Annotated in this window: 22 protein-coding genes; 16 read left to right on the top strand and 6 right to left on the bottom strand. The window is 72.6% G+C overall.

Features of this window, described 5'->3' with window-relative positions:
* Positions 1-231: 231 nt before the first annotated feature.
* Positions 232-1,773: a lipase family protein gene (locus G401_RS53360; protein WP_084557641.1), complete on the bottom strand. Its 1,542-nt coding sequence runs from the start codon at positions 1,771-1,773 to the stop codon at positions 232-234.
* A gap of 92 nt (positions 1,774-1,865) precedes the next feature.
* On the opposite strand from G401_RS53360, the gene G401_RS0126575 reads away from it, so the two are divergent.
* From G401_RS0126575 to G401_RS0126585, 3 genes are all read left to right on the top strand, one after another.
* Positions 1,866-2,201: a DUF6204 family protein gene (locus tag G401_RS0126575; RefSeq protein WP_027344865.1), complete on the top strand. Its 336-nt coding sequence runs from the start codon at positions 1,866-1,868 to the stop codon at positions 2,199-2,201.
* Positions 2,202-2,205: 4 nt separating this feature from the next.
* Positions 2,206-2,952, top strand: a complete 747-nt coding sequence (locus G401_RS0126580) for a hypothetical protein (protein ID WP_027344866.1) — start codon at positions 2,206-2,208, stop codon at positions 2,950-2,952.
* A gap of 113 nt (positions 2,953-3,065) precedes the next feature.
* Positions 3,066-4,130, top strand: a complete 1,065-nt coding sequence (locus G401_RS0126585) for a hypothetical protein (protein ID WP_027344867.1) — start codon at positions 3,066-3,068, stop codon at positions 4,128-4,130.
* Positions 4,131-4,172: 42 nt separating this feature from the next.
* On the opposite strand, the gene prfH is transcribed toward G401_RS0126585, so the two are convergent.
* Both prfH and G401_RS0126595 read right to left on the bottom strand, forming a co-directional pair.
* Positions 4,173-4,778, bottom strand: a complete 606-nt coding sequence (gene prfH / locus G401_RS0126590) for a peptide chain release factor H (RefSeq protein WP_027344868.1) — start codon at positions 4,776-4,778, stop codon at positions 4,173-4,175.
* A complete protein-coding gene (locus G401_RS0126595) occupies positions 4,775-5,911 on the bottom strand; it encodes an RNA ligase RtcB family protein (RefSeq protein ID WP_027344869.1) in 1,137 nt (378 codons plus the stop codon). Before G401_RS0126595 ends, prfH begins: the two co-directional genes overlap by 4 nt.
* A gap of 510 nt (positions 5,912-6,421) precedes the next feature.
* On the opposite strand from G401_RS0126595, the gene G401_RS48625 reads away from it, so the two are divergent.
* From G401_RS48625 to G401_RS48655, 11 genes are all read left to right on the top strand, one after another.
* Positions 6,422-6,607, top strand: coding sequence for a thiazolylpeptide-type bacteriocin (locus G401_RS48625; RefSeq protein ID WP_034593212.1), 186 nt, complete (start codon positions 6,422-6,424; stop codon positions 6,605-6,607).
* Positions 6,608-6,695: 88 nt separating this feature from the next.
* Positions 6,696-6,887, top strand: coding sequence for a thiazolylpeptide-type bacteriocin (locus G401_RS0126605; RefSeq protein WP_027344870.1), 192 nt, complete (start codon positions 6,696-6,698; stop codon positions 6,885-6,887).
* Between the two features lie 147 nt (positions 6,888-7,034).
* Positions 7,035-7,970, top strand: coding sequence for an ABC transporter ATP-binding protein (locus G401_RS48630; RefSeq protein WP_034593213.1), 936 nt, complete (start codon positions 7,035-7,037; stop codon positions 7,968-7,970).
* The gene (locus tag G401_RS53365) at positions 7,967-8,722 is read left to right on the top strand and encodes an ABC transporter permease (RefSeq protein WP_051367195.1); all 756 of its coding nucleotides are present in this window, start codon (positions 7,967-7,969) and stop codon (positions 8,720-8,722) included. The genes G401_RS48630 and G401_RS53365 overlap by 4 nt, the downstream gene beginning before the upstream one ends.
* Entirely contained in the window at positions 8,719-11,379 is a 2,661-nt protein-coding gene (locus G401_RS48640; RefSeq protein WP_051367196.1) for a lantibiotic dehydratase, read from the top strand. Before G401_RS53365 ends, G401_RS48640 begins: the two co-directional genes overlap by 4 nt.
* A complete protein-coding gene (locus G401_RS0126625; protein WP_027344871.1) occupies positions 11,376-12,515 on the top strand; it encodes a lantibiotic dehydratase C-terminal domain-containing protein in 1,140 nt (379 codons plus the stop codon). Before G401_RS48640 ends, G401_RS0126625 begins: the two co-directional genes overlap by 4 nt.
* On the top strand, positions 12,512-14,086 hold the full coding sequence (locus G401_RS0126630) for a hypothetical protein (RefSeq protein ID WP_027344872.1): 1,575 nt from the start codon (positions 12,512-12,514) through the stop codon (positions 14,084-14,086). Before G401_RS0126625 ends, G401_RS0126630 begins: the two co-directional genes overlap by 4 nt.
* Positions 14,083-15,876 carry a TOMM precursor leader peptide-binding protein gene (locus G401_RS48645; protein WP_084557660.1) on the top strand — a complete coding sequence of 598 codons (1,794 nt, stop codon included), beginning with the start codon at positions 14,083-14,085 and terminating at the stop codon, positions 15,874-15,876. Before G401_RS0126630 ends, G401_RS48645 begins: the two co-directional genes overlap by 4 nt.
* Before the next feature lie 14 nt (positions 15,877-15,890).
* Entirely contained in the window at positions 15,891-16,907 is a 1,017-nt protein-coding gene (locus tag G401_RS0126640) for a hypothetical protein (RefSeq protein ID WP_027344873.1), read from the top strand.
* Complete coding sequence (locus tag G401_RS48650; protein ID WP_051367197.1) at positions 16,904-18,703, top strand: thiopeptide-type bacteriocin biosynthesis protein; 1,800 nt, start codon at positions 16,904-16,906, stop codon at positions 18,701-18,703. The genes G401_RS0126640 and G401_RS48650 overlap by 4 nt, the downstream gene beginning before the upstream one ends.
* A gap of 53 nt (positions 18,704-18,756) precedes the next feature.
* On the top strand, positions 18,757-19,050 hold the full coding sequence (locus G401_RS48655; protein ID WP_034593215.1) for a winged helix-turn-helix domain-containing protein: 294 nt from the start codon (positions 18,757-18,759) through the stop codon (positions 19,048-19,050).
* A gap of 1 nt (position 19,051) precedes the next feature.
* On the opposite strand, the gene G401_RS0126655 is transcribed toward G401_RS48655, so the two are convergent.
* Together G401_RS0126655 and G401_RS0126660 are read right to left on the bottom strand one after the other, a co-directional pair.
* A complete protein-coding gene (locus G401_RS0126655; protein ID WP_027344874.1) occupies positions 19,052-20,383 on the bottom strand; it encodes a radical SAM/SPASM domain-containing protein in 1,332 nt (443 codons plus the stop codon).
* 93 nt (positions 20,384-20,476) lie between these two features.
* The gene (locus G401_RS0126660) at positions 20,477-20,701 is read right to left on the bottom strand and encodes a hypothetical protein (protein ID WP_027344875.1); all 225 of its coding nucleotides are present in this window, start codon (positions 20,699-20,701) and stop codon (positions 20,477-20,479) included.
* Between the two features lie 186 nt (positions 20,702-20,887).
* Here G401_RS0126660 and G401_RS0126665 point away from each other — a divergent pair, with 186 nt between their 5' ends.
* Complete coding sequence (locus G401_RS0126665; RefSeq protein ID WP_027344876.1) at positions 20,888-21,466, top strand: winged helix-turn-helix domain-containing protein; 579 nt, start codon at positions 20,888-20,890, stop codon at positions 21,464-21,466.
* Between the two features lie 74 nt (positions 21,467-21,540).
* Here the strand turns inward: G401_RS0126665 and G401_RS0126670 are convergent, their stop codons facing one another.
* Positions 21,541-22,941 carry an MFS transporter gene (locus G401_RS0126670; RefSeq protein ID WP_027344877.1) on the bottom strand — a complete coding sequence of 467 codons (1,401 nt, stop codon included), beginning with the start codon at positions 22,939-22,941 and terminating at the stop codon, positions 21,541-21,543.
* Positions 22,942-23,043: 102 nt separating this feature from the next.
* Between G401_RS0126670 and G401_RS48660 the strand changes: the two genes are divergently transcribed.
* Positions 23,044-23,955, top strand: a complete 912-nt coding sequence (locus tag G401_RS48660) for a helix-turn-helix transcriptional regulator (protein ID WP_051367198.1) — start codon at positions 23,044-23,046, stop codon at positions 23,953-23,955.
* Positions 23,956-23,984: the final 29 nt, after the last annotated feature.

Below are 23,984 nucleotides of genomic sequence, written 5' to 3' on the forward strand. Positions count from 1 at the left end.
CTTCCGTCATGCGGACACGGTGCGCTGAGCTCCTGATAGTTTACGGCTGAGGTGTCGATCCCGCCCGATCTGCATGATCAAATGCGCTTCAGGTGCGGCCGGAGCCGGTCGACGCGCTCCGGAACCGTCATCGATCATGCATCGGGTAGCGCCGCGGCCGTCAAGGATCACTCCGTCGGCGGCGCGCCGGACCCAGAAGTCGGACAGCCGCGACAAAGTCCGAGAGAGCGGTCAGACCCGGCCGAACAACCACTCGCCCGCGGTGCTGCGCCCCCGGCAGAAGTCGCGTACCGCGGTGACGATCTCGTCGGCGCTCACCGTTCCCGAGCCGTCCGTGTCCAGCTCCGCGATCGTCCGCCCGACCTGCTCCTTCGTCAGGTTGCAGGCGGTCAGCAGGCGGGTCAGGTCGGGCCGGTTGAGCAGGCCGTCCTCGTCGGTGTCCGCGAGCCCGATGACCGCCCAGGCCAGCGGTCGGACGGCGGCGTCGAACGCGCCGTCGGCGTCGGAGCGGGCGGCCCAGGCGGCGTACTCGTCGCGGCTCACGCGGCCGTCACCGTCCGTGTCCGCGCGGGTCACGATCGCCCGCCACAGCCGTAGGTATCCCTCGCGGACGGCGTGCGCCCGCGGCGAGCGCGGCGCCTCACCCAGGGCCAGGACCAGGCGCAACGCGAATGCCGTGTAGTCGTCCCGGCTCAGGTAGCCGTCGCCCGTCGCGTCCAGCAGGCTGAAGCGGCAGCCCTCGGTGGGTCGCGGCGGTACCTCCAGCACGCGCGCCGCGAATTCCAGGGCGTGGGGCAGACCGTCTTCGAGTACGCCGACGTGATCGGCCCCGGCGCAGCGCACGAGTCCGACGTCGCCGCCCGCTTCGCGCAGGGCGTGCACGAACGGCTCCATGATGCTGATCGGCGCGATGACGTCGCGTACGCCGGCGTGCACGAGCGCGGGCCGGTCCAAAGTGGTCACCGGGACGTCGATGCGGTCGAGCAGTTCGGTCAGTTCGGGGTGGCCGGCCAGCCCGGTCGTGCCGGCCGCGTCGTTCGTCACGTCGGCGCAGGCGTACGCCATCTCCTTGAGCGTGGCGCGCTCGGCGAGCCGGAGCAGCCGGACGCCGTCCACGGTGAGGAACACCTCGGCGTGCAGTTGGGGGAGTCCGGCGAGGAACATCGGGATGACCCACGGGACGGGTGCGTGGCCGTCGGCGGTGAGCGCGGCGACCATCGCCCGCAGGCCGACCGCCGGGCCGAAGCTGACCGAGCCGCGGAAGTCGAGTTCCGGCGCGTACGCGGTGGCGGTGATCGCGGTGTAGTGGGCCGCGTGCCCGCCTTGGGAGAAGCCGGCGACGATCCACCGCTTGTCGAGCGGCCGGTCGAGCGCGTGGGCGGCCCGGACGGCGTCGATCACGTCGTCGGCGGTCGCCTCCCCGTTGAAGTAGGGGTGCACGCCCCGGCCTTCGTAATCGGTGGCGGCGACGGCGTACCCCGCGGCGAGCCAGCCGTCCACATGCGCCAGTTCCGGCCGGGACAGCCCGGTACGCGACGGCACGGCGCGCTGGTGCAGCCCGGTCGTCCCGTGTGCGAAGGCCACCACCGGCCAGCCGTCCGCCGGGGCGTACCCGTGCGGGACGAAGGCCGAGCCGGTGATCAGCTTGGGCCGGCCGTCGTAGCCGGTGCCCTGGTAGAACAGCCGGTACGCCGCGCCGGCCTGGGTGGGGCTCAGGGCGGCCGGCAGCGGTTCGTGCTTGATCAGTGTCCCGGGCACGCGTCCACTAGGCATGGTTAAATGGTACAAAACGCGCAAGCCTCGGTAGGTGCTCCGGCCCGGAAGAGACCGGAAAACCACTGGCCCGGCTGACTAAGGTCGAGGTCATGACCGACCGCACCTATCGCGTGATCGTCCGGGGCACCTTCGCCGGGCTGGACGCCGCCCGCAAGGCCGAGCTGCTGGCCGAGGCCGACCAGCACGACCTGTACTCGACGGCGTTCACCGAGGAGGGCACGCTCGCGTACGACCGGGCGCTGCACGCGTTCAGCCTCCGCTTCGAGGTACGCCAGGGGTCCGAGGCGAGCGACGACGACGCGATCGCGACAGGATGCCTGCTGGCGGAGGAGCTGCTGGACCGGCTGCGCATCACGCACGGGCCCCTGCGCGGGACGGCGACCTCGGTCGACGACATGAAGATCAACCGGCCGAAACGGCGCTGACGGCATGATCAAGGACCTGCCGGCCGAGTTCCGGCCGGACCGGCCCGACCGGACGACGTTCGGCGACGGCCTGATGCTGCTCGCCACGGCGGTCATGACCGGCGGCTCGCTCGGCATGATCCCCGAGGAGCCCGTCTGGGGCGTCATAGGCGCGCTGTTCTTCGGTTTCGGGCTCTACGCGCAGCTGTTCGGGCACCTGTGGACCCTGGCCCGGCGGCGGTCGCCCGGGCCCGCCGAGTCGCTGGCGCCGTTCGGCCGGACCCTGCGCCGCGGGAACCCGGCCGGCTACGGCTCGCTCCTGCGCGTCCTAGCCGGGCTCCAGGGGCGGCGGCGGATCCGCCGCCGCCGATCCGCCGCCATGCTGGAGTTCCTGGCCGCCCAGCCGGCGCTGCGGGCCGGGCTGTTCCACCACGCCCACCGGGGCGAGCTGGACCTCTCCACTTTCGTGGAGCGCCTGGCCGCCGATCCGCGCGACCCGCTCGTCGCGGCCCTGTCCAGCCTGCACGCCGACGGGCGCGTCCGGGAGCGCGCGGTCGCGGCGATGGCGAGCGCGCCGCACCGGGGACACGTCCCCTTCCTCGTCGAGCGCGCCGTCGAATGGGCACCGCAGGTGCGCTCCGCGGCCCTCACCGCCCTACGCGACCAGCTCGCCGCGGGGCCCCTGATCCTTCAAGATCTTCGCCGGGAGTACGCGCGGGTCGAGCGTCGCCGGCACGCCCCAGGAGTGGCGGAGCTGCTTCCGGCCGGCTGACCGGCGGTCAGGCTGTCCGTGATCTGACATCAAGGTATGTCAATGAATAGACATACTGGGTTCCTCTTCCGGGTCCGCTCTCCCACCCCGGAAGCTCACGAAAGGAGCCCCTCATGAGCAGGAAACGCTGGGCCGCCTGGGCCGCGGCCCTCGTGCTCGCCGCCGGTGGCACCGCACTGGTCGCCGACCCGGCCGGCGCCGCCGTCCCCGACCGGTTCGGCTTCGCGCTCTGGTACGGCGGCGCCGTGTCGCAGGCGTACCCGCCGGCCACCTCGGTCAGCCCGCTCACGCCCGGCCGCTGGATGGTCAAGTTCCCCGGACAGGGCATCGCCGGCGGCGTCGTGCACGTCACGGCCGTCCAGGACGCCCTGTCGTCGCCGCCCGGCCGGTTCTGCCAGGCCGAGAAGTGGGGACCGGACAGCTCGGTGCCGCCGAACGAGATCGTCTACGTCTCGTGCTGGCGTACGACGAACGTCCTCGATCCGCTGCCCGGCTTCTCGGTGCAGTTCGCCCGCAGCTCCGGCGCCATCGGCGGCGGCCTGTACGGGTACATGTTCAACGACGCGGGCTGCGCGATCATCACGAACTACACCACGCTCGGCTTCGGCACCACCTGTACGCACGTCGGACTCGGCCAGTACGCGATCGGGTTCACCGGACTCGGTTCGGCCGGCCCGCAGGATGGCGGCATCCAGGTCACCGCGGTCAACTCGTCGGCCGGCGCCCGGTGCAAGCCGGTGAGCTGGCAGTCGTCCCCGAACGGCCAGTTCTTCAAGATCTGGTGCTTCAACGCGGCCGGCGCGTTCACCGACAACGCCTTCACCTCGACGTACCAGCTGAAGCGGTCGCTCTACGGGCCGGCCTTCCCGCCCAACCGGTTCGGCTACGTCTGGGACATGCCCGGCGCCGGGCCGCCGTCGACGAACTTCAACTCGATCGCCGGCAGCAACGGCGTGGGCGGCGGCGCTCCCGTGTGGACGATCAAGTACTACAGCCTCGCGGCGAGCCTGCCCGGCAACGCGCAGGTGACGGCGTACGGGCCGAACAACTTCTTCTGCGGGCTGCACAAACCGTGGTTCACCGCCGGCACCGACATCGTCGCGCAGATCAACTGCTTCGACGCGGCGGGCAACCCGGTCGCGGCCGGCTGGACGAGCAGCTACTCGTCCCAGGTCTGAAGTGATCGTGAACGCCCGGCTGGATCCCGCCGGGCGTTCACGTCAGGGCTTCTCGGTGCGTACCGGGTTGCCGCGGACCAGGTCGTCGTGGATCTGCCAGCGCGCCGTGACCGCCGCCCGGCCGGCCGCCTCGTCCCCCTGGGCCAGTTTGCGGCGGATCAGGTCGACGGCGAGGCGCCGGTTCTGGCTGAACTGCCGCTCGGTGTCCACCACGACGACCGTCCCGGTAGGACGGTGCGTCGCGCGTACCGCCGTGCTGGCCTTGTTGCGGTGCTGACCGCCGGGCCCGCCCGTGCGGCACGGCACGAACTCGATGTCCGCCTCGTCGAACCGGGTCGTCTCGACGCGTACCGAGCACTGCTCGGCGATGACGTACCAGTTCTTGCGGCCCGTCGAGCGGTAGGGGCTCGGCGCCTGCCAGCACAGCGTCCCCGTCCACGCGTCCGCGAAGGGCTGCGCGTCCGTGCCGCCGATGCGCAGCAGGACCGATCGGAAGGTCCCCGGCCGGTCGCCCGCCACGGTCTCCTCCCGGTGCACGGTCAGGTGCCGGCGCGCGGCCTCCGCTTCGAGCCGGGCGGCCAGGCCCGCCACGGCCCAGGTGCACTCCTGCGGCCCGCGTCCGGCCGACATCAGCAGGTGTACGCTCATCGCCGCCGCCGGCCCTGCTCGGCCGTATCGCCGAGCGTCTTGTAGGTGACGAGCGGGACGGTCGCCGCGATGACGGTGGCGAGGCCGTGCTCGACGAGATCGCCGACCACCTGCTCGATCCGCTTGTACGCGGCCGGCGCCTCCTCGAACAGCAGCTGCCGGTCCCCGCAGACCACGTAGGAGCCGAGCGGCGTCCGGCTGAGCTCCTCGACGGTGTGCTTGGCCTTGTTGCGGCGCAAGGCATCCGCCCGCGACATCTTGCGGCCGGCCCCGTGGGCGACCGAGTGGTTCGCCTCGGCACCGGCGTGCCCGGCGACCAGGAAGGAACGCGTACCCCGGGTGCCGGCGATCAGCACGTCCTTGCCGTCGCCCGGGGCGGCCCCCTTGCGGTGCAGATACGCGCCGTCGCGTACCTCGACGGAGTTGTGGCACAGGTCGACGACGGGCGTGCCGTCCGCGATGTCCCCGCCGAGAGCGCGGGCGACCCGGGTCGCGATCAGCCGCCGGTTGAGGTGCCCCCAGGCGACCGCCTCGTCGTGCCGGGCCAGGTACGCGTCCGGATCCGGGGCCGGTCCGGCGCCGTGGACCTCGGTGTGCTCCCGCAGGATCCGCTCGCCGAGACCGCGGGAGCCACTGTGGACGATGAGGACGAGGTCGCCGCCGGACAGGCCGAGGCGGGCCGCGTGGCCGTGGTCGCGTACGTCGTCGATGCGGGCCAGTTCGACGAAGTGGTTGCCCCGGCCCACGGTGCCGAGCCCGTCGCGGTGGCCGGCCGGGATGCCGCCGTCGACCACGGACCAGGCCAGGTCGTCCGGTTCGGGCGTACGGTCGAGGTCGGGGAAGCGCGCGGCGAGCTTCTCCGGCGCCACCCGCTTGAGGCGGATGGGGAAGACCGCGATGCCGCAGCCGATGTCGGAGCCGACGAGCAGCGGGTAGAGCACGGTCGAGGACATGGCCGCGCCGATCGGCGCGCCCTTGCCCGGATGCAGGTCGGGCATGCCCGCGACGTGCCGCATGCCGTCGAGGGCGGCGACCTGGCGGCACTGGTCGAGGGCGTCGGACTCGATCCAGCTGGCGGGGGAGGCGAACACGGTGACAGAGGCCGCTGGGGACGCCAAGGGCTGCTGAGACAAGAAGGACTCACTTCACGGTGTGATGGGGCGACGTAGGAAGATCCCGGCGCGCGGCAGCGAGGGCCGCGAGGGCAGCGGGTGTCAGGAAGCGGGGTAAGGCGCTCAGTACGTCATGCCCGAGAGCATGCCTGGGCTCTGACCTCGCGGGCAACCGAATTTCGACACCCTATGTAGCGGACGCACTTACGCTGGGTCGCCTCACGCCGGGCCCCGACTCCCACAACGACCCGGTCGGGGAGTTCGACCTGCAGATGACTGCGGCCGGGTTGACCTGCGTCTATACCGGGTCGACATCGTCCACTAGGGATGATCCACATACGTTTCCGCAGCCCTTGGGGCACAACGAGTTTCGTGTTCCCCGGTACTTGACATGCGTACGACGTTTGAATAATCTCAAGCGTAGTTCCAGAGATGAACGAAGGAACGAAGTAAAACGTAAGGCGCAACTACAGCGACTCGCCCGGTCCGGGATCCCGATTCCGGCAGGGCGGCCCAGAGGAGGTGCACACCATGGCCGAAGGCTCGATCACCTGGGATCTGGTCCCCGAGTACGACTTCGCGTTCGACCTCGATGACCTCGACCTTGGCCCGCTGACGGTCACGGCGATGCGCGATTCGATGGCGCTGCCCGAGACCGGAGCGTCCTGGGTCAACACGAGCGGCAACGCCTCGTGCTCGTGCTGCTACGTCACCTAGGCCGTGTACGTAGCCGCACACCGCAACACCCCCGCAACACCTGCACCGCCTGGTACATCCCCCCAACCCCTCACCAAGGAGGTGAATCATGTCGAACGAAGACTTCAACGTCGAGGAGCTGGAGCTCGACGAGATCGCGGTGACCTCGATCCGCGACTCGGCCGCCCTGCCGGAGACCGGCGCGTCGTCGGGCAGCTCGAGCAGCAGCTCGTCCTCCTGCTGCGGCAGCTGCTCCTGCTGCGGATCCTGCGCGGACACGAACGAGCCGGCCGTCCAGTAAGGACTGTCCGGTCCGGACACGGCCACCCGGCAGCGTCAGGGACTGCCCGGTAGCCGACAACCATGCACCTTCGAGGTGCGACAGCACACAGGCCCAGGGGACGCAGGCGTCGCTTGCGTCCCCTGGCGTATCCGCGAGGAGACAGTTGTGACAGTCATCGCACAGCTCGACCACGTCACCAAGACCTATGGTCAGGTTGTCGCGCTGGACGCGGTCAGCCTGACGGTTCCGGCCGGGGTGACAGCCGTCCTCGGTCCCAACGGGGCCGGCAAGTCCACCATGATCGAGATCCTGGCCGGCCTGCGCAGCCCCAGCGGCGGGCAGCTCAAGGTGCTCGGCGGCGACCCGACCACGCTGGCCATCAAGGCCCGCATCGGGCTCACCCCGCAGCGTACGGCCCTGCCCTGGCGGCTCACCGTCGCCGAGACCCTGGACCTGATCGGGGCGCACTACCCGGCCCCCATCCCGCGGTCCGTCATCGTCGAGACCCTCGGCCTCGGCGCGTTCCTCAACAAGCGCAACGGCACCCTGTCCGGTGGACAGCGGCGCCGGGTGGCGCTGGGCGCGGCCCTCATCGGCGCGCCCGACCTGCTGTTCCTCGACGAGCCCACCACGGGCCTGGACACGGACTCCCGTAACCAGCTGTGGTCGGCGATCAGCGCGGTCGCGGCCCAGGGCCGGTCCGTGCTGCTCACCACGCACGACATGATCGAGGCGGAGCACCTCGCCGAGAACGTCATCGTCATCGCGGGCGGCCAGGTCGCCCGGGAAGGCGAGATCGAGGAGGTCATCGCCCAGGTCGGCCTGCACCTGGTGGAGGCCGACGTGCCGGAGGGGACGTCGGAACTGACGTTCGCGACGGTCCACGCCGAGCGCGTCGAGCGGATCGGCTCCCGCGTACGCATCTACACCGCGGATCCGGACGCCACCGTCCGGGCCCTCGTCGTCGACCGCGTTCCGTTCCGGGGCATCCGGGTGGACCGCGTCGGCCTGGAGGAGGCCATCCGCGCCATCACCGCCACCGACGCCGACGCACCGGTCAGCCCGGCCGTCGGCCAGATCACGGAGAAGGTGGCCCGATGAAGCACGTCTTCCGGCACGCCCTCGCCCATGCGCGCGACACGATGCGCATGCCCATCTACTGGATCCCCGCGCTGTTCTTCCCGCTGCTGTTCTTCGTCCTCTTCGGATACACGACGGCCCACCGGCTGTCGCAGCTCGGGTTGGGCAGCGAGTACGTCATCACGCCGTTCCTGCTCTTCACGACCCTCAACGTCACGCTCGTCAGCCTCTCGGCCGGCGTCGCGGCGGACCGGGAGAACCCGTGGGAGTCGCGGCTGCGCGTCCTGCCGATCCCGTCGCTGACGCGGTTCGCCGGGCGGCTGTTCTACATCCTCACCTTCAACCTGGTGAGCTGGATCCCGCTGCTCACCCTGGCCAGTTTCACCACCACGATCAAGCTGCCGCTGTACCTGTGGCCGGCGTGGCTGGGCGGCGTACTGCTCGGGTCGATCCCGTTCGGGCTGCTCGGCATGGCCATCGGGTACCGGTTCGCGCCGCAGGCGGCCATGATGATCGCGAACATCATCTTCATGCTGTTCGCCTTCCTGGGCGGGCTCTTCCTGCCGTCCGACCAGCTGCCGAAGGCGGTCCAGCCGATCGTGCCGTTCCTGCCCACCCATGAGTACCAGCAGATCGTGCTGACCATCATCGGGCGGGCCGACCGCATCACCTCACCCGGCTGGACCATGGCCGTCCTCGGCGCGTGGACCCTGCTGTTCGCCCTGCTCGCCCGGACGGCGTTCCGGCGCGACGAGGGGGTGCGGTACGGATGAGCACCCAAGCCATCGCCGACGGCCCGCTCACGGACACCCCTCGCGACACGGAACTCGCGCCCTACGCCCTGGTCCGGCTGGCCGCCCTGCCGTACCCCGCCACGCCCGACGCGACCGCCGCCTTCCGGACGGCGTACGCACGGCTGGTCGAGGTCACCCGGGCGCTCGGCGGGACCGCGGCGGCCCTCGGCGACGCGCTGTACGCCAGCGCCGACGGGCACGACGCCGAGTTCCACCGCAAGGTGGTGCTGCCGCTGCGGCGGGACGTCCACAACGGACGGCTACCGCGGCCCGTACTGCTGGACCAGCTCGGCGACCTGCCCGAGCGCGTACCCCAGCTGCGGGTCTGGCTCGACGCGATGGCCGAGGTGACCGCACTGCGCGGCACCGTCGCGCAGACGGCGCCCGAAGCGCTGTCCGCCGAGCGGGCGGCCCTCGCGGCCACCTGCTCGGCGGACCCGCTGCGCCGCGCGGTCACCCTCACGGGGGCGGATCTGCTGCGCGGCATCGACCGCGCGGCGGCGTGCGGCAGTACGCCGGACGCCCGCGCCCGCAAGGGAGAGCACAACGCGTTGCGCTACGCCCTGCGGGTCGACTCGAAGACGAGCCCGCTGTCCTGGTTCACGTATGTCGCGTGGGGACAGTGGGCGGCCGCCGACGAGACCGAGAACGTCCACGGCGAACCGGTCGCCGTCGCCCGGGCCAACCGGACCCTGCTGGCCAAGGTCGTCACCGCCGTGCAGGGCAACCTGCGCGACTCGATCGCGTACCGGCTGGCGCCGAGCATCCGGGTCGACGGCGGCACCGTCAACTTCCGGCGGGACACCCCGCTCGGGTACGGCGACCGCATCGTGGCCGCCCGGGAGGAGGAGGTCGGGCTCGCGTACTCGGCGCCGCTGGCGTTGATCGTCGCGCAGGCCCGGTCGGCGGGTCCGGCCGGTGTCACGCCGGCGTACCTCGCCGAGGTTCTGGCGGGGAAGCTGCCGGGGGAGCCCGAGCAGGTGGCCGCCAAGGCGCTGCGGTTCGTGCTCCAGGTGATCGACGGCGGCCTGCTCGCCCCGATCGCCCCGGCCAACCCGCAGGACATCGACGCGCTCACCACCACCGCCGGCTGGCTCGACCGGCACGGCGAGGCCGCGCTGGCGAACCTGCTGCGGCGGATCGAGACGGCCACCAATTCCTTTGTCGACCGGGCGACCGACGGCCGGATGGCCGCCCTCGCCGGGCTCAAGGAGCTGTGGCAGGAGGCGTTCGCCGAGGCGGGCGCCGACTGGATCGACGCGCCGGTGCTCAGCGAGGACGTCGGCATCCGTACGCCGCTGCGGCTGGGCAACGCCCACGGCCGCGACGCCGTGCAGGGCCTGGCGCGGCTGGCCACCCTGGTCGAGTTGTTCGACCAGTACCTGGTGTTCCGCCGGCTGGCCCGCGACCGGTTCGTCGCCGGCTACGGTGTCGGCGGGGCCACCCGCGACCTGGCCGGATTCGCCGTGCAGATGGGCGAGATCTGGAAGGCCGGCGGCCTGCTGTCGCTGTCGGGCGAGGTGAACGCGGCACCGGGGCAGGAGAGCCTGCTGACCCCTGAACTGCGCGAGCTCGCCGAGGCGCGGCGGCTGGTCGTCGAGGCCGTCGCCGCGTCCCGCCAGGAGAGCGACGCCGAGCTGTGGCTCACCGACGACATCACCGCGCTGGCCGAGGCCGCGATGCCCGCCTGGGTACGCTCCCGGCCGGCGTCGTACAGCTTCTTCGTCCAGCCCTACTCGGACGGTTCGCTCGACGGCGAGTCCAACGGGGTCGTGCTGAACCACATCTACGCGGGCTGGGGCCGGTTCACGAGCCGCTTCCTGGACCTCGTCGCCCCTGAAGCCCGTGCCCAGGTCGCCGCCCAGGTACGCCGGGGCGTCGGCCCGGGTTCGCGGATCGCGCAGTTCCGCCCGGTCAACGGGTTCAACGCCAACCTGCATCCGCTGCTGGTCGGCGACGAGGTGGGGGAGGACCCCGCCTGGGCGAGCATCGCCGGGGAGGACATCGAGGTCGTCCACGACACCGAGACCGACCAGGTACGCCTGCGCGTCGACGGAACCTACCTGGACGTGCTCTACCTCGGGTTCCTCGTGCCGTTCATCCTGCCCGACCGGATGGTCCCGCTGTACCTGGACTTCTCGGCCGGCCTGGCGAGCATCAACCACCTCGCCCCGGCCTCGAAGCGTCCGGACGGGACGGTCGTGTGGCCGCGGCTGCGCTACCGCGACATCGTCCTGACCCGCCGGGCCTGGCGGGTGCCGGCCGAGGACGTCGGCGCCCTGCAGCAGGAACTCGCCACCGCCGGGGACGTCCCGGCCGAGGCGGTCGCCGGCTGGCAGGCCCGCCACGGGCTGCCCCCGGAGGTGTTCCTCGGTCCGATCGGCACCGACATGAAGAGCGCCGACGATCTGGCCAAGTACGTCAACGCGCACAAACCGCAATTCGTCGACTTCGGCAACGCGCTGCATCTGCGTACGCTGTCGCGCCTGCTCGGCCGCCACGACGGCGGCGTACGCATCGAGGAGGCGCTGCCCGTGCCCGGCCGGGGCAACCCGGACGGCCGCGTGGTCGAACTCGTCACGGAGGTCTACCGAGCCCGCTCGCAGGCGGCCCACGACGAAGGGAGAGCCCGATGACCGCGTACGGGCTGGACGTGATCAGCCATTACTACGACCCGGTGAAGGCGCCCTATCTCCGGGCGGCCGTCCTCCCGGCGATCAGGTCCGTCGAGAATGTACAGACACATGTGGAGCGGCACTGGCTGCACGGGCCGCATCTGCGGATCGGGCTGCGCGGGCCGAAGCCGGCCGTGGAACTGGCCGCCCTCCAGGTCGCCGCGGCGCTGCGGGAGCACGTCTCGGTACGCCCGTCGAAGGACGTGACCCTCGCCTCGGAACTGCTGCGCCGGGCGACCCTGGCCGGCAAGGCCGAACTCGTCCCGCCGCCGTACACGCCGATCTGGGCCGACAACACCATCGCGATCGTCGAGCCGCGGACCGACCTGGTCGGGCTGCTCGGCAGCACCGAAGCGGTGGACCTGCGGTCGCGGCTGCTGGCTCTCGGCGTACCCGCGATCGGTGCCTCGGTGGCGCGGCTGGGTGAGCGCGGCGACGGCAGCAGCGGCCGGGTGTGGCTGGCGCTGACCGCGATGGCCGCGCACGCCGGCGCCTACCCGCTGGGCCTGGGCGCGGGGCACCAGTCCTTCCTGTCCCACCTGGAGGACTTCCTGCTCTTCGCCGACCCCGACGGTACGCTGCGCGCGACCTACACGCGGCAGTGGGAGCGGCACGCGGGCCGGGTGACCGACCTGGTGGCGCGGATGGCCGACGGCCGGGACCAGACGCCGGTGGAGACCGGCTGGCTGGCCTGGAGCCGCGAGGCCTGGGAGATCACGGCGCCCGCGTTCGACCGCGGCGAGCTGCCGAGCGCGCCGGGGGAGGCCTACACCGACCGGGCCCGCCGGGTCGGCGACGACCGCACGCTGCGCCAGTGGGACCCCGATCAGCGCACCGAGTACAGCGAGTACCACAAGGAACTACGGAAGATCGACTTCCAGAAGGCGCCGTACGAGCGCGAGTTCGTGGTCTACCGGTTCAACACCAACATGCTCTACCTGCTACTCGGCGTCTGCGACCTCGAACCGGCCGAGCGCTATCTGGCCGCGTTCCTGGTCAGCCGGGCGGCCGAGCAGATCACCGGGCTCACCTGGCGGGAGCGGCTCGCGGGCTACCTCGCGGCTCAGCGTACGGACGCGGGGCAGGTGGCGTCATGAGCATCGTGAAGCTGCGCCCGATCGTGCACGCCACGAGACTGGCCGACGGAGTCCACCTGCGGGGCTGGTCGTCGAGCGTCACCGTACGCGGCGGCGCCGGACTGTGGCGGATCTGGGAGATCCTGTCCGCGAAGCTGGCCGCCGGGATCCCGGCCGACCAAGTGAGCGCTCCGGAGGGGAAGCCGGAGATCGTCCGCGCGGTCACCGGGCTGCTCACGTCGCTGCGCGAGCACGACATGCTGGTCGAGGTGCCGGAGACGTTCACCGCGCCGCCCGCGATCGCGAACTGGCTGCTCGCCGTGGCCGACGATCCGGCCGACGCATGGGGGCGGCTGTCGTCCGCGACGGTCACCGTCACCGGCGCCGGGGACCTCCGGAAAGCGGCCGTCCGGGCGCTCGTCGACGCCGGCGTCTCCGTCGCGGAGGCGGACGGCCCGGACATGCTGGCCTGGCAGGCGTACGCGGTGGGTCTGCGGGTCCGCGGCGAGACCGGTTTCGTCACGCCGGTGGTCCCGCGGGGCGAGCTGTCCGGCGTCACCGGCATCATCGGCACGCGACTGTCCGCCGTGGACGGTCCGACGCCGTGGGTGCTGTCCGCCCTCACCGGCGGCGCGGCGGCCCACCGGCTCGTGTGCGCCATCGCCGGCCTGCCCGACCCCGCGCACGAGGCGGCCCTGGTGTCCGACTCGGCCGGCGTACGCCCGGAGCACCCGACGGCCATCGTCACCCGGCTCGACCCGCTGCGGGTCAGCCACCACCCGGTGCTGCTGGGTGGTTCGGTGGACCAGCCAGCGACCGTGGCGGACATCCTCACCCGGCTGGACGTGCTCACCGATCCGGTCCTCGGCCCGGTCCCCGAGCCCGCCGCCGGTACGCTCCCGCAGCAGCCCGCCGCCCTCGCCCGCGCCGGGGACCTGGTCGGCTTCGGTGCGACCACCGACGCGGCCCGGCTGGACGCCGCGCTGCGGTGGACGGCGTACCGGCTCTGCCCGGACGGGACCTTCGTGGTCGGCGTCAACGACACCCACGCCCGGGGCCAGGCGCTCCGGTTGCGGGCGCTCGCACTGCCCGCCGCGGAACCGGTCGCCGACGCGGAGTGGGCGTCGAACCCGGCGGCCCGGCGGTGGTGGAAGGCGCTGACGCTGCGGTTCGGCGTACCGGCGACGCTCACGGTCGACCGGCTCGCGGCCGGAGCGGTCCGAGCCGTCGTCACGGTGGACGGAACCGTTGTGGCGCATGCCGTCGAGGCGGAGGCGGCCGATGCCGTCGGGTTCGCCGCGCTGGCCGCCACCGGCGTCGCCCAGTCCGGTGTGGACACAGGCTGGCCTGTCCTGCTGACCGGGGCGCTGTCGTACTGGGAGCCCGAAGGGGAGGTCACGACGCCCTGGTCGGACGGCTGGTCCTGGCCCGCGGGCGTGGTACGCCACGAGGAGGACCTCCAGGCCGTGCTGACCGACCTCGTCGGGCCGCCGCCGGTCGTCCGCGGCGACGACGACCTGCCCCAGGCCCTCGCCGCGGTCGGATTCGCCGTGGCCGAGTGGGCCCGGACCACCGTGGGGAGCGCGTCATGACCACCCTTCTGCTCGACTCCTGGACCCGTGCCGACACGGCGACCATCAGCTCCATCACCTTCGCCACGGCCGACAAGGTCGTCCCGGTACGCCTCGACGGCGGCCTGGTCCTCCTCGGTCCGACGCTGCACGCGGCGGCCCCGGTGTGCCTCGGTTGCGCCGAGCACCAGCGGCTGGAGGTCTTCGGTCCGGACGTGCCCCAGCGCGAAGCCGGTCTGCGCTTCGGCGGACTGATCCCGCCGAGCGTCCAGGGCGTCGTCGACGCGCTGCTGGCCCAGGGTCCGGACGCGTTCGAGGGCGTCGTCGTGGCGGTGCGTACCGACCAGTTGACCGTCTCCGAGCACGTGCTGCGGCCGGCCCGGCGGGGCTGCGCGCTCTGCGGACCGCTGCCCGACGACGCGCCCGAGACGATGGAACTCCCGCCGGTCCCGGTCGACGACCCGTACGCGTACCGGGCCGAGAACCCGGCGACGACGCGGGAAGGGCTGCGGGGTGCGCTGTTCGACTTCCGGCATGGGCCGGTGGCGCACATCCGGCGTACCGAGCAGATGCCGCTGGCCCTCGTCACGGCCGAGCTCGCCGGCGACAGCCAGGTACGCGAAGCGGGCTACGGCCGGTCGCGTACCTTCGCCGACGCCGAGCGGGTGGCGCTGTTCGAGGCGGCCGAGCGGTACACCGGGATGCGGCCGCACCGGCGCAGGACGGTGCTGAAGGCTTCCTACAGCGAACTCGATCCCGCGTCCACACTGGACCCGGCCCGGCTGGGGCTGCACGATCCGGCGTACCTGGGGCAGCCCGGGTTCCGGATGATCCCCTACACCCCGGACACCGTCACCAAGTGGGTGCACGGGTGGTCGCTGACGAACACCCGGCCGATCGCGGTGCCGGAGCACGTCGCGTACTGGGGACTGCACGGCGCCGACGGCCCGCGCTTCGTCTACGAGAGCTCCAACGGCTGCGGCCTGGGCAACAGCCTCACCGAGGCCGTCCTCTACGGGCTCTTCGAGGTCGCCGAGCGGGACGCCTTCCTCATGGCCTGGTACGCCCGGACACCGCTGCGGCGGGTACGCGTACCCGAAGAGGACCCGGTGCTGCCGCACCTGGCCGACCGGCTCGACGCGGCCGGCTACGACCTGCTGTTCTTCGACGCGACCAACGACCTGGCCGTGCCGACGGTGCTCGCCCTCGCGCTGCACCGGGACCCGGCGTCGGGCGCGCCGCAGGCGCTGTTCGCGGCCGGGGCGCACCCGGACCCGATCGCGGCCATGCGCTCGGCCGCCGCGGAGACAGTCGTGGACGCGCTGGTGATGCCGGACGTGGTGCGGTTCAAGCCGAAGCACCTCGACCGCGAGCGGCTGCTGCCGATGCTCGACGACCCGCGGCTCGTCCGCGTGCTCGACGATCACGTGGCCCTCAACACCCTGCCCGAGGCCCGGCCCCGGCTGGAGTTCCTGCTCGGGGCGCAGGCCGAGGACTGGCGGGCGATCTGGCCCACCGGGCCGGCCCCCGCCCACGACCTCACCGAACTGCTCGACTCCACAGTGGAGCACTTCCGGGCCCAGGGCCTGGAGGTCATCGCGGTCGACCAGACCGACGAGGTCCTGCGCCGGCAGGTCGGCCTGCACTCGGCCAAGGTCATCGTGCCGGGCAGCCTGCCGATGACGTTCGGCCACATGCACCACCGCACCCGGGACCTGCCCCGGCTGCTGGAGGTGCCGCACCGGCTGGGCCGCGCGCCCGCGCCGCTGCGCTACGACGATCTCGCCCTCTACCCCCATCCCTTCCCCTAGAGGAGGTGCGCACGATGTCCACCCTGCAAGCGTGGGCCCAGACTCACGGGAAGGCCGTCATGGCCGGACCCATGCCCGCGTACGCGAAACCGGTCGGCCACAGCCGCGTACCGCTGGACGTGCTCGGCGGTCCCGTCGCGTCGATCCTGCGCTCGGCCCTGGCCCCGCGCCGGTTCGAGCCGTGGAACCCCTACAACGAGCACCGGCTCTACCCGTCGCCCCGGGCCGCCTGGCTGGTCGACGTCGAGATCGGCGGCTGGACCGTCGACCCCGTCCGCGACCTGCTCGTCGGCGGCACCGCGCTGCCGGGCGGCCCGGTCGTGCTGGATCTGCGTACGCATCCCGGGCGCCTGCCCGCCGGGTACGCCGACCTCGCCACCGGCCTGTCCTTCCTCGAAGCCGGGCACCTCGCCGCCGCGCTGGCCGAGTGCGCCGCCGCGACCGGCTGGGCGGCCGTGTCGTCCTGGGTGGACGGCCGGCTCCGGGTGGCCCTGAACCCGGCCGGTGCGGCGGATCCCGCGTACGCGGCCCGGGTGCGGGCGCCCCGCAGCTCGGGGATCGGCCCGCGGGGACTGCACTCGACCTCGGGTCCGCTGCCGGCCCCGGTGACGGCGGCGCTGCTGGCCGCGATCGCCGAACCGCCGGCCGGATCGCCGTCGGCGTGGCCGGTCCCGGTGCGGCACGTGCTCGCCGCGCCCGACGAGGTCGCCGCCGCCTTCTCCTACCCGCCCAGCCAGGTACGCGTCGACACGATGGGCCTGGCCTGGGTGATGACCGCGCCGGTCGCGGACGCGGTCGCCGCCGGCCACGACTACGCCGAGCTGCTGATCGCCGCGGGGGCGGCCGCCCAGCACGTCGGATCGGTCGCGGCCACGCTCGGCCTGTTCTGCCGGCCGGCCCGCAGCGTCAAGGAAGCCCCGATCGAGGCGGCCGTCGGCGCGTCCCCGGCCGAGGACTTCCTGTATCTCCTGCTCATCGGCGTGTCGCCGGTACGCGACTTCGCCTACGACCTCAGTGAGGTGTCCCCGTGAGTGTCCTGACCGCAGACCCGCCCGTGACCGCCCGCGGGCAATGGCTGGCGCTGCACTGCTTCGCGTACTGGCGGTCACCGGACCTGGACGACTTCCTCGCCCGGACGGTGGCACCCCTGCTCGACCGGTTGCGCGCGGAGGACCGCATCGCCGACTGGTTCTACATCCGGTACTGGGAGGGCGGCCCGCACCTGCGCATCCGTGTCCGCGATGCCGATCCGGCGACCGGTGCCTGGCTGCGCGAGGAGCTGGCCCGGCAGATGGCGGAGGCGGGCTACCCCGTCGGCCAGCTGTCGGCCGACACCTACTACCAGCGCCTGGGCGGCCCGGCCGCGGTGTCCGGCGCCGGCTGGCACGCGCACGGCGAGGTGGCCGAGATCGCGTACAAGCCGGAGATCCACCGGTACGGCGGTGAGCGCGCGCTGCCCGTCGCCGAGGAGGTGTTCTGCCGCAGCACCGACATCGCCGTCCGCGTGGTCGCCGCGACCACCAGCGAGAAGACCCGGCTGGCCGCCATCACCGAGCTGACCATCGCGACCGCGCTGGCGCTCGGCCTCGACCGGCTGGCGACCGCGCGCTGGTTGCGGGAGCACGCCGGGGGCTGGCGCTGGAACAGCGAAGTGGCCATGGTCCCGCCCTCGGTCATGCAGGAGCGCTCGGCCAAGGTGCTCGCCTTGCAGTCCGGTACGCTCCAGCAGCGCTGGGCCCGGACCGAGGCGCTGATCGAGGCCGACCCGGAGGGCTTGCGCTCGCCGGTCGCCCGGTGGGCCGCGGTGATCCGCCAGGCACGGGAGCGGCTCGAAGCCGAACCGGCGCCGGACGGCCTCTGGCACGCGGTGTGGTCCTCGCAGCTGCACATGCTGTTCAACCGGCTCGGCATCACGCCGGACGAGGAGCGCTCGGTCTGCTGGCTGGTCGCCGGCACGGCGCTGACCCCGCAAGGGATTCCGCACTTCTTCGAGGACGGCGCCCAGGCCCCCGACCGCCGGTACCACGAGGCGGCCAAGTACCTGCCCGGCGACCCGATCGACCAGGCGCCGCGCGAGGAGGACGGGCCGGGTTCGGCGACCCGCGTACGCCGCCGGCTGACCGGGATCAACCTGCCGTCCCACGAGCTGCCGCCGGTCAGCCTGGCCGAGGCGATGCGGCTGCGCGGTTCCGCCCGCGGCCGGATCACCGGACCGGTGTCCGACGTGGACCTCGGTACGCTGCTGTGGAGCGCCCACGCGGTCACCCATACGCAGGTGATGGCCAACTTCGAGTACCCGCACCGCCCGTATCCCAGTGCCGGGGCGAAGTACGTGGCCCGCGTACGCCTGGTCGTGCGGGACGTGGCGGGACTGGAGCCGGGCTGCTACCACGTCGACCCGGTGGGGCGGCGGCTCGCGTACCTGGGGGCGGCGCCGACCGTGGCCGACCTGCGGGCGATGTCGATGTGGTTCCAGGACCGCACCGGTCTCGTCGAGGGCCTGGACATCGGCGCGGCCCCGGCCATGCTCGCGGTCTACGTGGAGCTCGGCCGGCTGCGCCCCCGGTACGGCATGCGGGCCCTGCGGTTCGCCGTGGCGGAGGCCGGGCATCTCGCCCAGAACCTCGCCCTGGTGGCCGCGGCGACCGGCCTGCACCTCGGGATGATCGGCGGCTTCTACGACGATCTCGTGCACGAGGTGTTCGGTCTCGACGGGATCGACAACCTGGCCATCTACCTCATGCCGGTCGGCGGTTCCGCCGGTGCCGGGCAGCAGGACGCCGACGACCAGCCGGCCGCCGAGAAGCCGCCCAAGGAGGAGGGATGAACGTAAGCAGCCCCCGGCCGTCAGGGAGGGCCGGGGGCATCGCTGAGGTAAGTGTGCCATACGACAGCGAGACCTACCACATCTCGCGGCTCGTGGAGCTGAAAGCCGTCAGTGACGCCGTACGCCTGTCGGTCCTGCGGCTGCTCGTGGAGCTGGGCGGGGAGAAGGGGCTGAGTTCCCGGGAGCTGTCCGACGCGACCGGGATCGCCCCGACCCTGATGCAGTACCACCTGAAGATCCTGCGCGACGCCGACCTGGTCCGGGTGGTGGCCCGCAAGAGCGCGCAAGGGCGGCGCGAACGTGAGTACCGCGCCGCCTGGGGAACTCTGCGCTGGGACTTCCCGTGACTCACACCAGAGAGGGGGCCACCAGGTCCAGCCGGTCCTTGATGTTGGTACGCAGCGGCGGGCAGGGCGGCTTGCCCTCCCGCCACAGCTTCGGGCAGCTGCCGCCGCACAGGGGCAGGATCGGGCATTCGCGGCAGCCCGTCTCGTTGCGCTGCAGGGCCGCGTACCAGTCGTCGAAGTCGCCGTCCGGCCGCTCCTCGCCCGGTTCCAGAGTGGACAGCGTGCCGACGGCGCGGTCGGCGTAGCCGGGCACGAGCGGCTGCTCCGTGCACGAGAAGACCGCGCCGTCCGGGGCGACGACCTCGCTGCGCTTCGTGGTCGCGGTGCACACGACCGGCTTGGTGGCGTTCGGCAGGATCCGGCACGACAATCCGGCCGCCTGGTACGCCGCCAGCCAATCGGTCTCGATCCGCGCCATCCGGGCGGGGCTCAACGCGTACTCGCTGATGTCGTTGCCCCAGGAGTGGATGGCCGCGGGATAGAAGATGAGCCGGGGGTGCGCGAGCCCGGCGTCCCGCATCGCCTCGGCGAAAGCCGTGGCGTGCTCCGCGTTGTGCGGGCCGATGTTGGTGCGCACGGTGATCCGCAGGCCGGCGAGCGTCTCGTCGGCGACGAAGGCCCGCAGCGCCGCGATGATGCGCGGGTAGGACGCCTGGCCGCTCTTGAGCGGGCGCGAGGCGTTGTGCAGGTCCTCCGTACCGTCCACGGTGACCTCGATGTGGTCGACGCGGCACTCGTGGTGCAGCGCGCGCAGCTTGCGCGCGTCGAGCAGGGCGCCGTTGGTCACGAGCATCGCGCCGTAGCGCGTGCCGGTCCGCTCGGCCGCGGCCACGAACGCCGCCGACAGCGCGCGGATCGTGGCGAACCCCATGAGCGGCTCGCCGCCGAACCAGCGCACCCGCACGTCGCCGTCGCCGGTCATGGCCGCGGTCACGCGCGCGGTCAGCGCGTCGCGGTGCCGCCCGGGGGGCGCCTGCGGTCCGCGCTGATGTTCCTGGCCGCAATAGTCACAACCCATGTTGCAGTACGCCGTGGGCATGATCACGAACTGCCGCTCCGGCCGCTGCTCGGCGGCCCGGCGGCCGGCCTCGATGACGGCGGCCGGCTCATCGGTGCCGGCCGGGACCACGAGCCCGAGCTGAGCGAGCGTGCGAAGGTCACCATCCGGCAGGCGTTCCAGTGCGCCTGCGCGCAAAGCGTCCACAGTGGTGGTATCAAGCACGAGAGTACGCGCGGTGGCGGCGTGGAACACGGCCCGCACCGGCGCACCGGACCGGTGCCGCAGCACCACGTCGGAGAAGGTGAGGTACCGGCTCGGGATGAGACGCTCCATGGCCAACGCTCCTGTACGCGCGAGGTTCGGGACTTGCCGGACGGGCAAAACGAAACGGCCGGCGCTGGTGAGGCGCCGGCCGGTTCACGTGTCTCAGACGAGGAATCCGCAGCCGCTGTTGGTGCTGCCGGGCCAGCCGCAGCACTCGTCGTCCGCCGATCTGCCGACGATCTCGATGACGCTCAGGCTCTGCGGGCCGGCGGCGTGGATCTCGGCGGCGCCGGCCGAGGTCGCGGCGGTCGTGGCGGCGACGGTCAGGGCGGGAGTGGCGGCGATGGCGGCGGCCGCGATGACGCGGGCCAGGCGATCGAACTGCACGGGGTGCCTCCAGGGTGGGGGTGGGGCGAGAGGTTTCGGCGGGGGGTGCCGGGGGGCTTGCGTATCGATAGATCAAGATGCTTTGCTTTTGCACGTTCAAAATAACTTGAGCGAAGAAATTCTGTCAAGCGTTGGTGTATAGTCGAACCGTTAGGTTCAACTCCACCGTTGGAAGGAGGTCGAAACGTGAGCGACGTGCTCCCACGTCGGGTCATCGAGGACGTGGCGACGTTGAAGGCGCTCGCCGATCCCATCAGGATGGCGATCCTCGAAGCGGCGATGGGTGAACCGAACCGCACCTGGACGGCGAAAGAGTTCGCCGGCCTGGTGGGAATCCCCCCGACGAAGATCTACTACCACCTCAACCAGCTCGAGAAGCACGACCTCGTGCAGATCCGCGACACCCGCGTGGTCAACGGCATCATCGAGAAGCAGTACGGCGCCGGCCAGCTCGACCTGACCTTCACCCGGCGCACCGACGAGGACGATGACGCGGGAGGTCTGCGTGCCGTCGTCGCCGCGCAGCTCAACCGCGTACGGGACGACATCGACGAGGGACTTTCGTCGGGAACGATGTCCGGCAGCGCCGACTCGCCGCTCCACGAGCGGATGCTGGTCTCCAACGCCAGCGCCAGCATCTCGGAGCAGCAGGTCGGCGAATTCCGGGAGGCGCTGCTGGAGCTGATCCAGCGGTTCGAGAAGAAGGGATCGGGCGACCACCGGTTCACCATGCTGGTGGCCCTGCACCCGAGCCTGCGGCAGTGAGCGGGGCGGCCCTCGCCCGGGACCGCCCCCGCCCATCCGTCCGGCCGGATCCGTCCGGCCGGCTCGGGCCGCGCTCAGCTCCGGCTGCGCAGGACCGTCGCCGCCAGCGCGACCCCGGCGAGGCAGAGCAGGCCGTCGACCCAGATCGCGGTGTGCACCCCGGCCGCCAGCCCGCGAGCTGACTGGCCGGCGACGACCGCGGACAGGATCGGCGTACCGAGGGTGATGCCGACCTGCTGGCTCATCGTGACGAGCCCGGTCGCCAGGCCCTGCTCCCGGTCCGGCAGGCCGGACGTGGCCGTCACGACGTAGCCCACGATCGCCACGAGGTTCGCGACACCGCCGGCGAAGGCCAGGGCGAGCAGGGCGGCGGCCCAGACCGGTCCCGGACCCGCGAAGGCGAGCGGGAACGTGGCGGCGGCCTGGACCGCGAACCCGGCGATGATGCCGCGGCGGGACCCGATGCGGCCGATCACCCGGGGCGCCAGCAGTCCACCCAGGACGGTCCCCGCCCCGAGGACGCCGAACGCCAGCCCGGTGGCCCACGGCGACCAGCCCAGCACCTCCTGCAGGTGCAGGGTCAGCACGAAGACGAGCGCGGTCTCGGTGGCGAAGGCCAGCAGCCCGGCGAGGTTGCCCCCGGCGACCGCCCGGCGGCGCAGCACGGCCGGCGCGATCAGCGGCTCGGCGGCCCGGCGCTCGATCCGCCAGAACAGCCCGAACAGGACGATCGCGGCCGCGAACCCCGCAGCGGCGCGGGGCGTACGCCAGCCCTGCCCGGCCTCGGTGGCGCCGTAGACGAGCGCGAACTGGCCGAGGGTGACCGTCACCGCGCCCGCGACGTCCAGCCGCGGCCGGTGCCCGGCCCGGTTCTCCGGCAGCACCGAAGGCGCGACGGCGAGGACCACGACGGCCACGGCCACGTTGATGAAGAACGCCCAGCGCCAGCTCAGCAGGTCGGTCAGCAGCCCGCCGAGCAGCGCGCCGGTGGTGAAGCCGGCCGCCATGAGCGCGCCGTTCAGGCCGAGCGCCCGCTCGCGGGCCGGTCCCTCGGGGAAGATCGTCGTCAGCAGCGACAGCGCCGCCGGGATGACCATCGCGGTGGCGGTACCCTGCGCGATCCGGGCCGCGAGCAGCACGACCGGCTCCTGGGCGAGGCCGCCCGCCAGCGAGGCGACGCCGAGCAGCGCCATCCCGAGCAGGAACAGCCGCCGGCGTCCGGCCAGGTCCGACACCCGCCCGAAGAACAGCGTGAACCCGGCCGCGCACAAGGCGTACGCGGTGGCGATCCACTGCCAGGCGGCCGGGGCGAGGCCGGTGTCGCGGCCGATCCCCGGCAGCGCGACGTTGAGGATGGAGAAGTCGACGGCCAGCGTGAAGCTAGCGGTCAGCAGGACGGCGAGGGCGATCCGGGCCCGCCGGTCGAGACGTGCCTCGGCGGTCGGGGGCGTGGACGCCGTGATTGTTGCGGTCATGATCTCCACGTTCGCCGTGACCGCCGGGCCGAGCCAGATCCCTGCGTTGCCTACCAACGGCAGGGTCAGGCTGTCCGGCCGCGGCCGAGGCACAATCGGATCATGAACATCCCCGAGACCGGCGACCTGGGCGAGTTCCTGCGTACCCGCCGCGCCGCACTGACCCCCGCGGACGCCGGCCTGACCAGCTACGGGCGCCGGCGCGTACCGGGGCTGCGGCGGGAGGAGCTGGCCCAGCTGGCCGGCATCTCGATCGCGTACTACACACGGCTGGAACAGGGGCAGTCGACGGGCGCGTCCGACTCGATCATCGAGGCGCTCGCCCGGGCTCTGCGGCTGCGCGACGACGAGCGGGCCCACCTGTACGACCTGGCCCGGCCGCGGCCGGCCGCCCGCCGCCGGGCACCCCGGGCCGAGCACGCGACCACGGCCGGGCGGCAGCTGCTGGCGGCGATGGACGGCGTACCGGCGGTCCTGGTCGACCCGCGCAACGACGTGCTCGCCTGGAACCGGCTCGGGCACGCGCTGCTCGCCGGCCACCTGCCGGCCGACGCCCCGGCCCGGCCGGCCGACCGGCCCAACCTCACCCGCCTGCTGTTCCTCGACCGGCACACGCGGGAACTGCACCGCGCCTGGAGCGAGGAGGCCGCGCTGGCCGTCGCCTCGCTCCGGTTCGTCGCCGCCCAGCAGCCCGACGACCGGGCGCTCAGCGACCTGATCGGCGAGCTGACCGTCAAGAGCCCGGAGTTCGCCGGGCTGTGGGCGAAGCACGCGGTACGCCTGTGCACCAGCGGGGTCAAGCGGCTGCACCATCCGGAGGTCGGCGACCTCGACCTCGACTTCCAGGTGCTGCACCTGCCCGACACCGGCGGACAGCGGATCGTGACCCACACCGCCGCGCCGGACAGCGGATCGGCGTACGCGCTCGCCCTGCTCGCCCAGACCCTCCCGGCGGCGCGGAAGAGTTCGCCGCGGGATGTCGAGAACGCCCGCGACGTTCCGACCTCTCTGTGAAGGTGGCCTTGACGGCAAGGCCACCGACG

The organism is Hamadaea tsunoensis DSM 44101, from assembly GCF_000428945.1.
In the GTDB taxonomy this organism is placed as follows: Bacteria; Actinomycetota; Actinomycetes; order Mycobacteriales; family Micromonosporaceae; genus Hamadaea; species Hamadaea tsunoensis.

Bases quoted from the DNA above. Each gene is read 5' to 3' on its own strand.
- G401_RS53365 (WP_051367195.1), top strand. From the start codon at position 7,967: ATGAAGCACGTCTTCCGGCACGCCCTCGCCCATGCGCGCGACACGATG.
- G401_RS0126630 (WP_027344872.1), top strand. From the start codon at position 12,512: ATGAGCATCGTGAAGCTGCGCCCGATCGTGCACGCCACGAGACTGGCC.
- G401_RS0126670 (WP_027344877.1), bottom strand. From the start codon at position 22,941: ATGACCGCAACAATCACGGCGTCCACGCCCCCGACCGCCGAGGCACGT.
- G401_RS0126585 (WP_027344867.1), top strand. From the start codon at position 3,066: ATGAGCAGGAAACGCTGGGCCGCCTGGGCCGCGGCCCTCGTGCTCGCC.
- G401_RS0126655 (WP_027344874.1), bottom strand. From the start codon at position 20,383: ATGGAGCGTCTCATCCCGAGCCGGTACCTCACCTTCTCCGACGTGGTG.
- prfH (WP_027344868.1), bottom strand. From the start codon at position 4,778: ATGAGCGTACACCTGCTGATGTCGGCCGGACGCGGGCCGCAGGAGTGC.
- G401_RS48640 (WP_051367196.1), top strand. From the start codon at position 8,719: ATGAGCACCCAAGCCATCGCCGACGGCCCGCTCACGGACACCCCTCGC.
- G401_RS53360 (WP_084557641.1), bottom strand. From the start codon at position 1,773: ATGCCTAGTGGACGCGTGCCCGGGACACTGATCAAGCACGAACCGCTG.
- G401_RS0126580 (WP_027344866.1), top strand. From the start codon at position 2,206: ATGATCAAGGACCTGCCGGCCGAGTTCCGGCCGGACCGGCCCGACCGG.
- G401_RS48625 (WP_034593212.1), top strand. From the start codon at position 6,422: ATGGCCGAAGGCTCGATCACCTGGGATCTGGTCCCCGAGTACGACTTC.
- G401_RS48660 (WP_051367198.1), top strand. From the start codon at position 23,044: ATGAACATCCCCGAGACCGGCGACCTGGGCGAGTTCCTGCGTACCCGC.
- G401_RS48645 (WP_084557660.1), top strand. From the start codon at position 14,083: ATGACCACCCTTCTGCTCGACTCCTGGACCCGTGCCGACACGGCGACC.
- G401_RS0126625 (WP_027344871.1), top strand. From the start codon at position 11,376: ATGACCGCGTACGGGCTGGACGTGATCAGCCATTACTACGACCCGGTG.
- G401_RS0126640 (WP_027344873.1), top strand. From the start codon at position 15,891: ATGTCCACCCTGCAAGCGTGGGCCCAGACTCACGGGAAGGCCGTCATG.
- G401_RS0126605 (WP_027344870.1), top strand. From the start codon at position 6,696: ATGTCGAACGAAGACTTCAACGTCGAGGAGCTGGAGCTCGACGAGATC.
- G401_RS0126575 (WP_027344865.1), top strand. From the start codon at position 1,866: ATGACCGACCGCACCTATCGCGTGATCGTCCGGGGCACCTTCGCCGGG.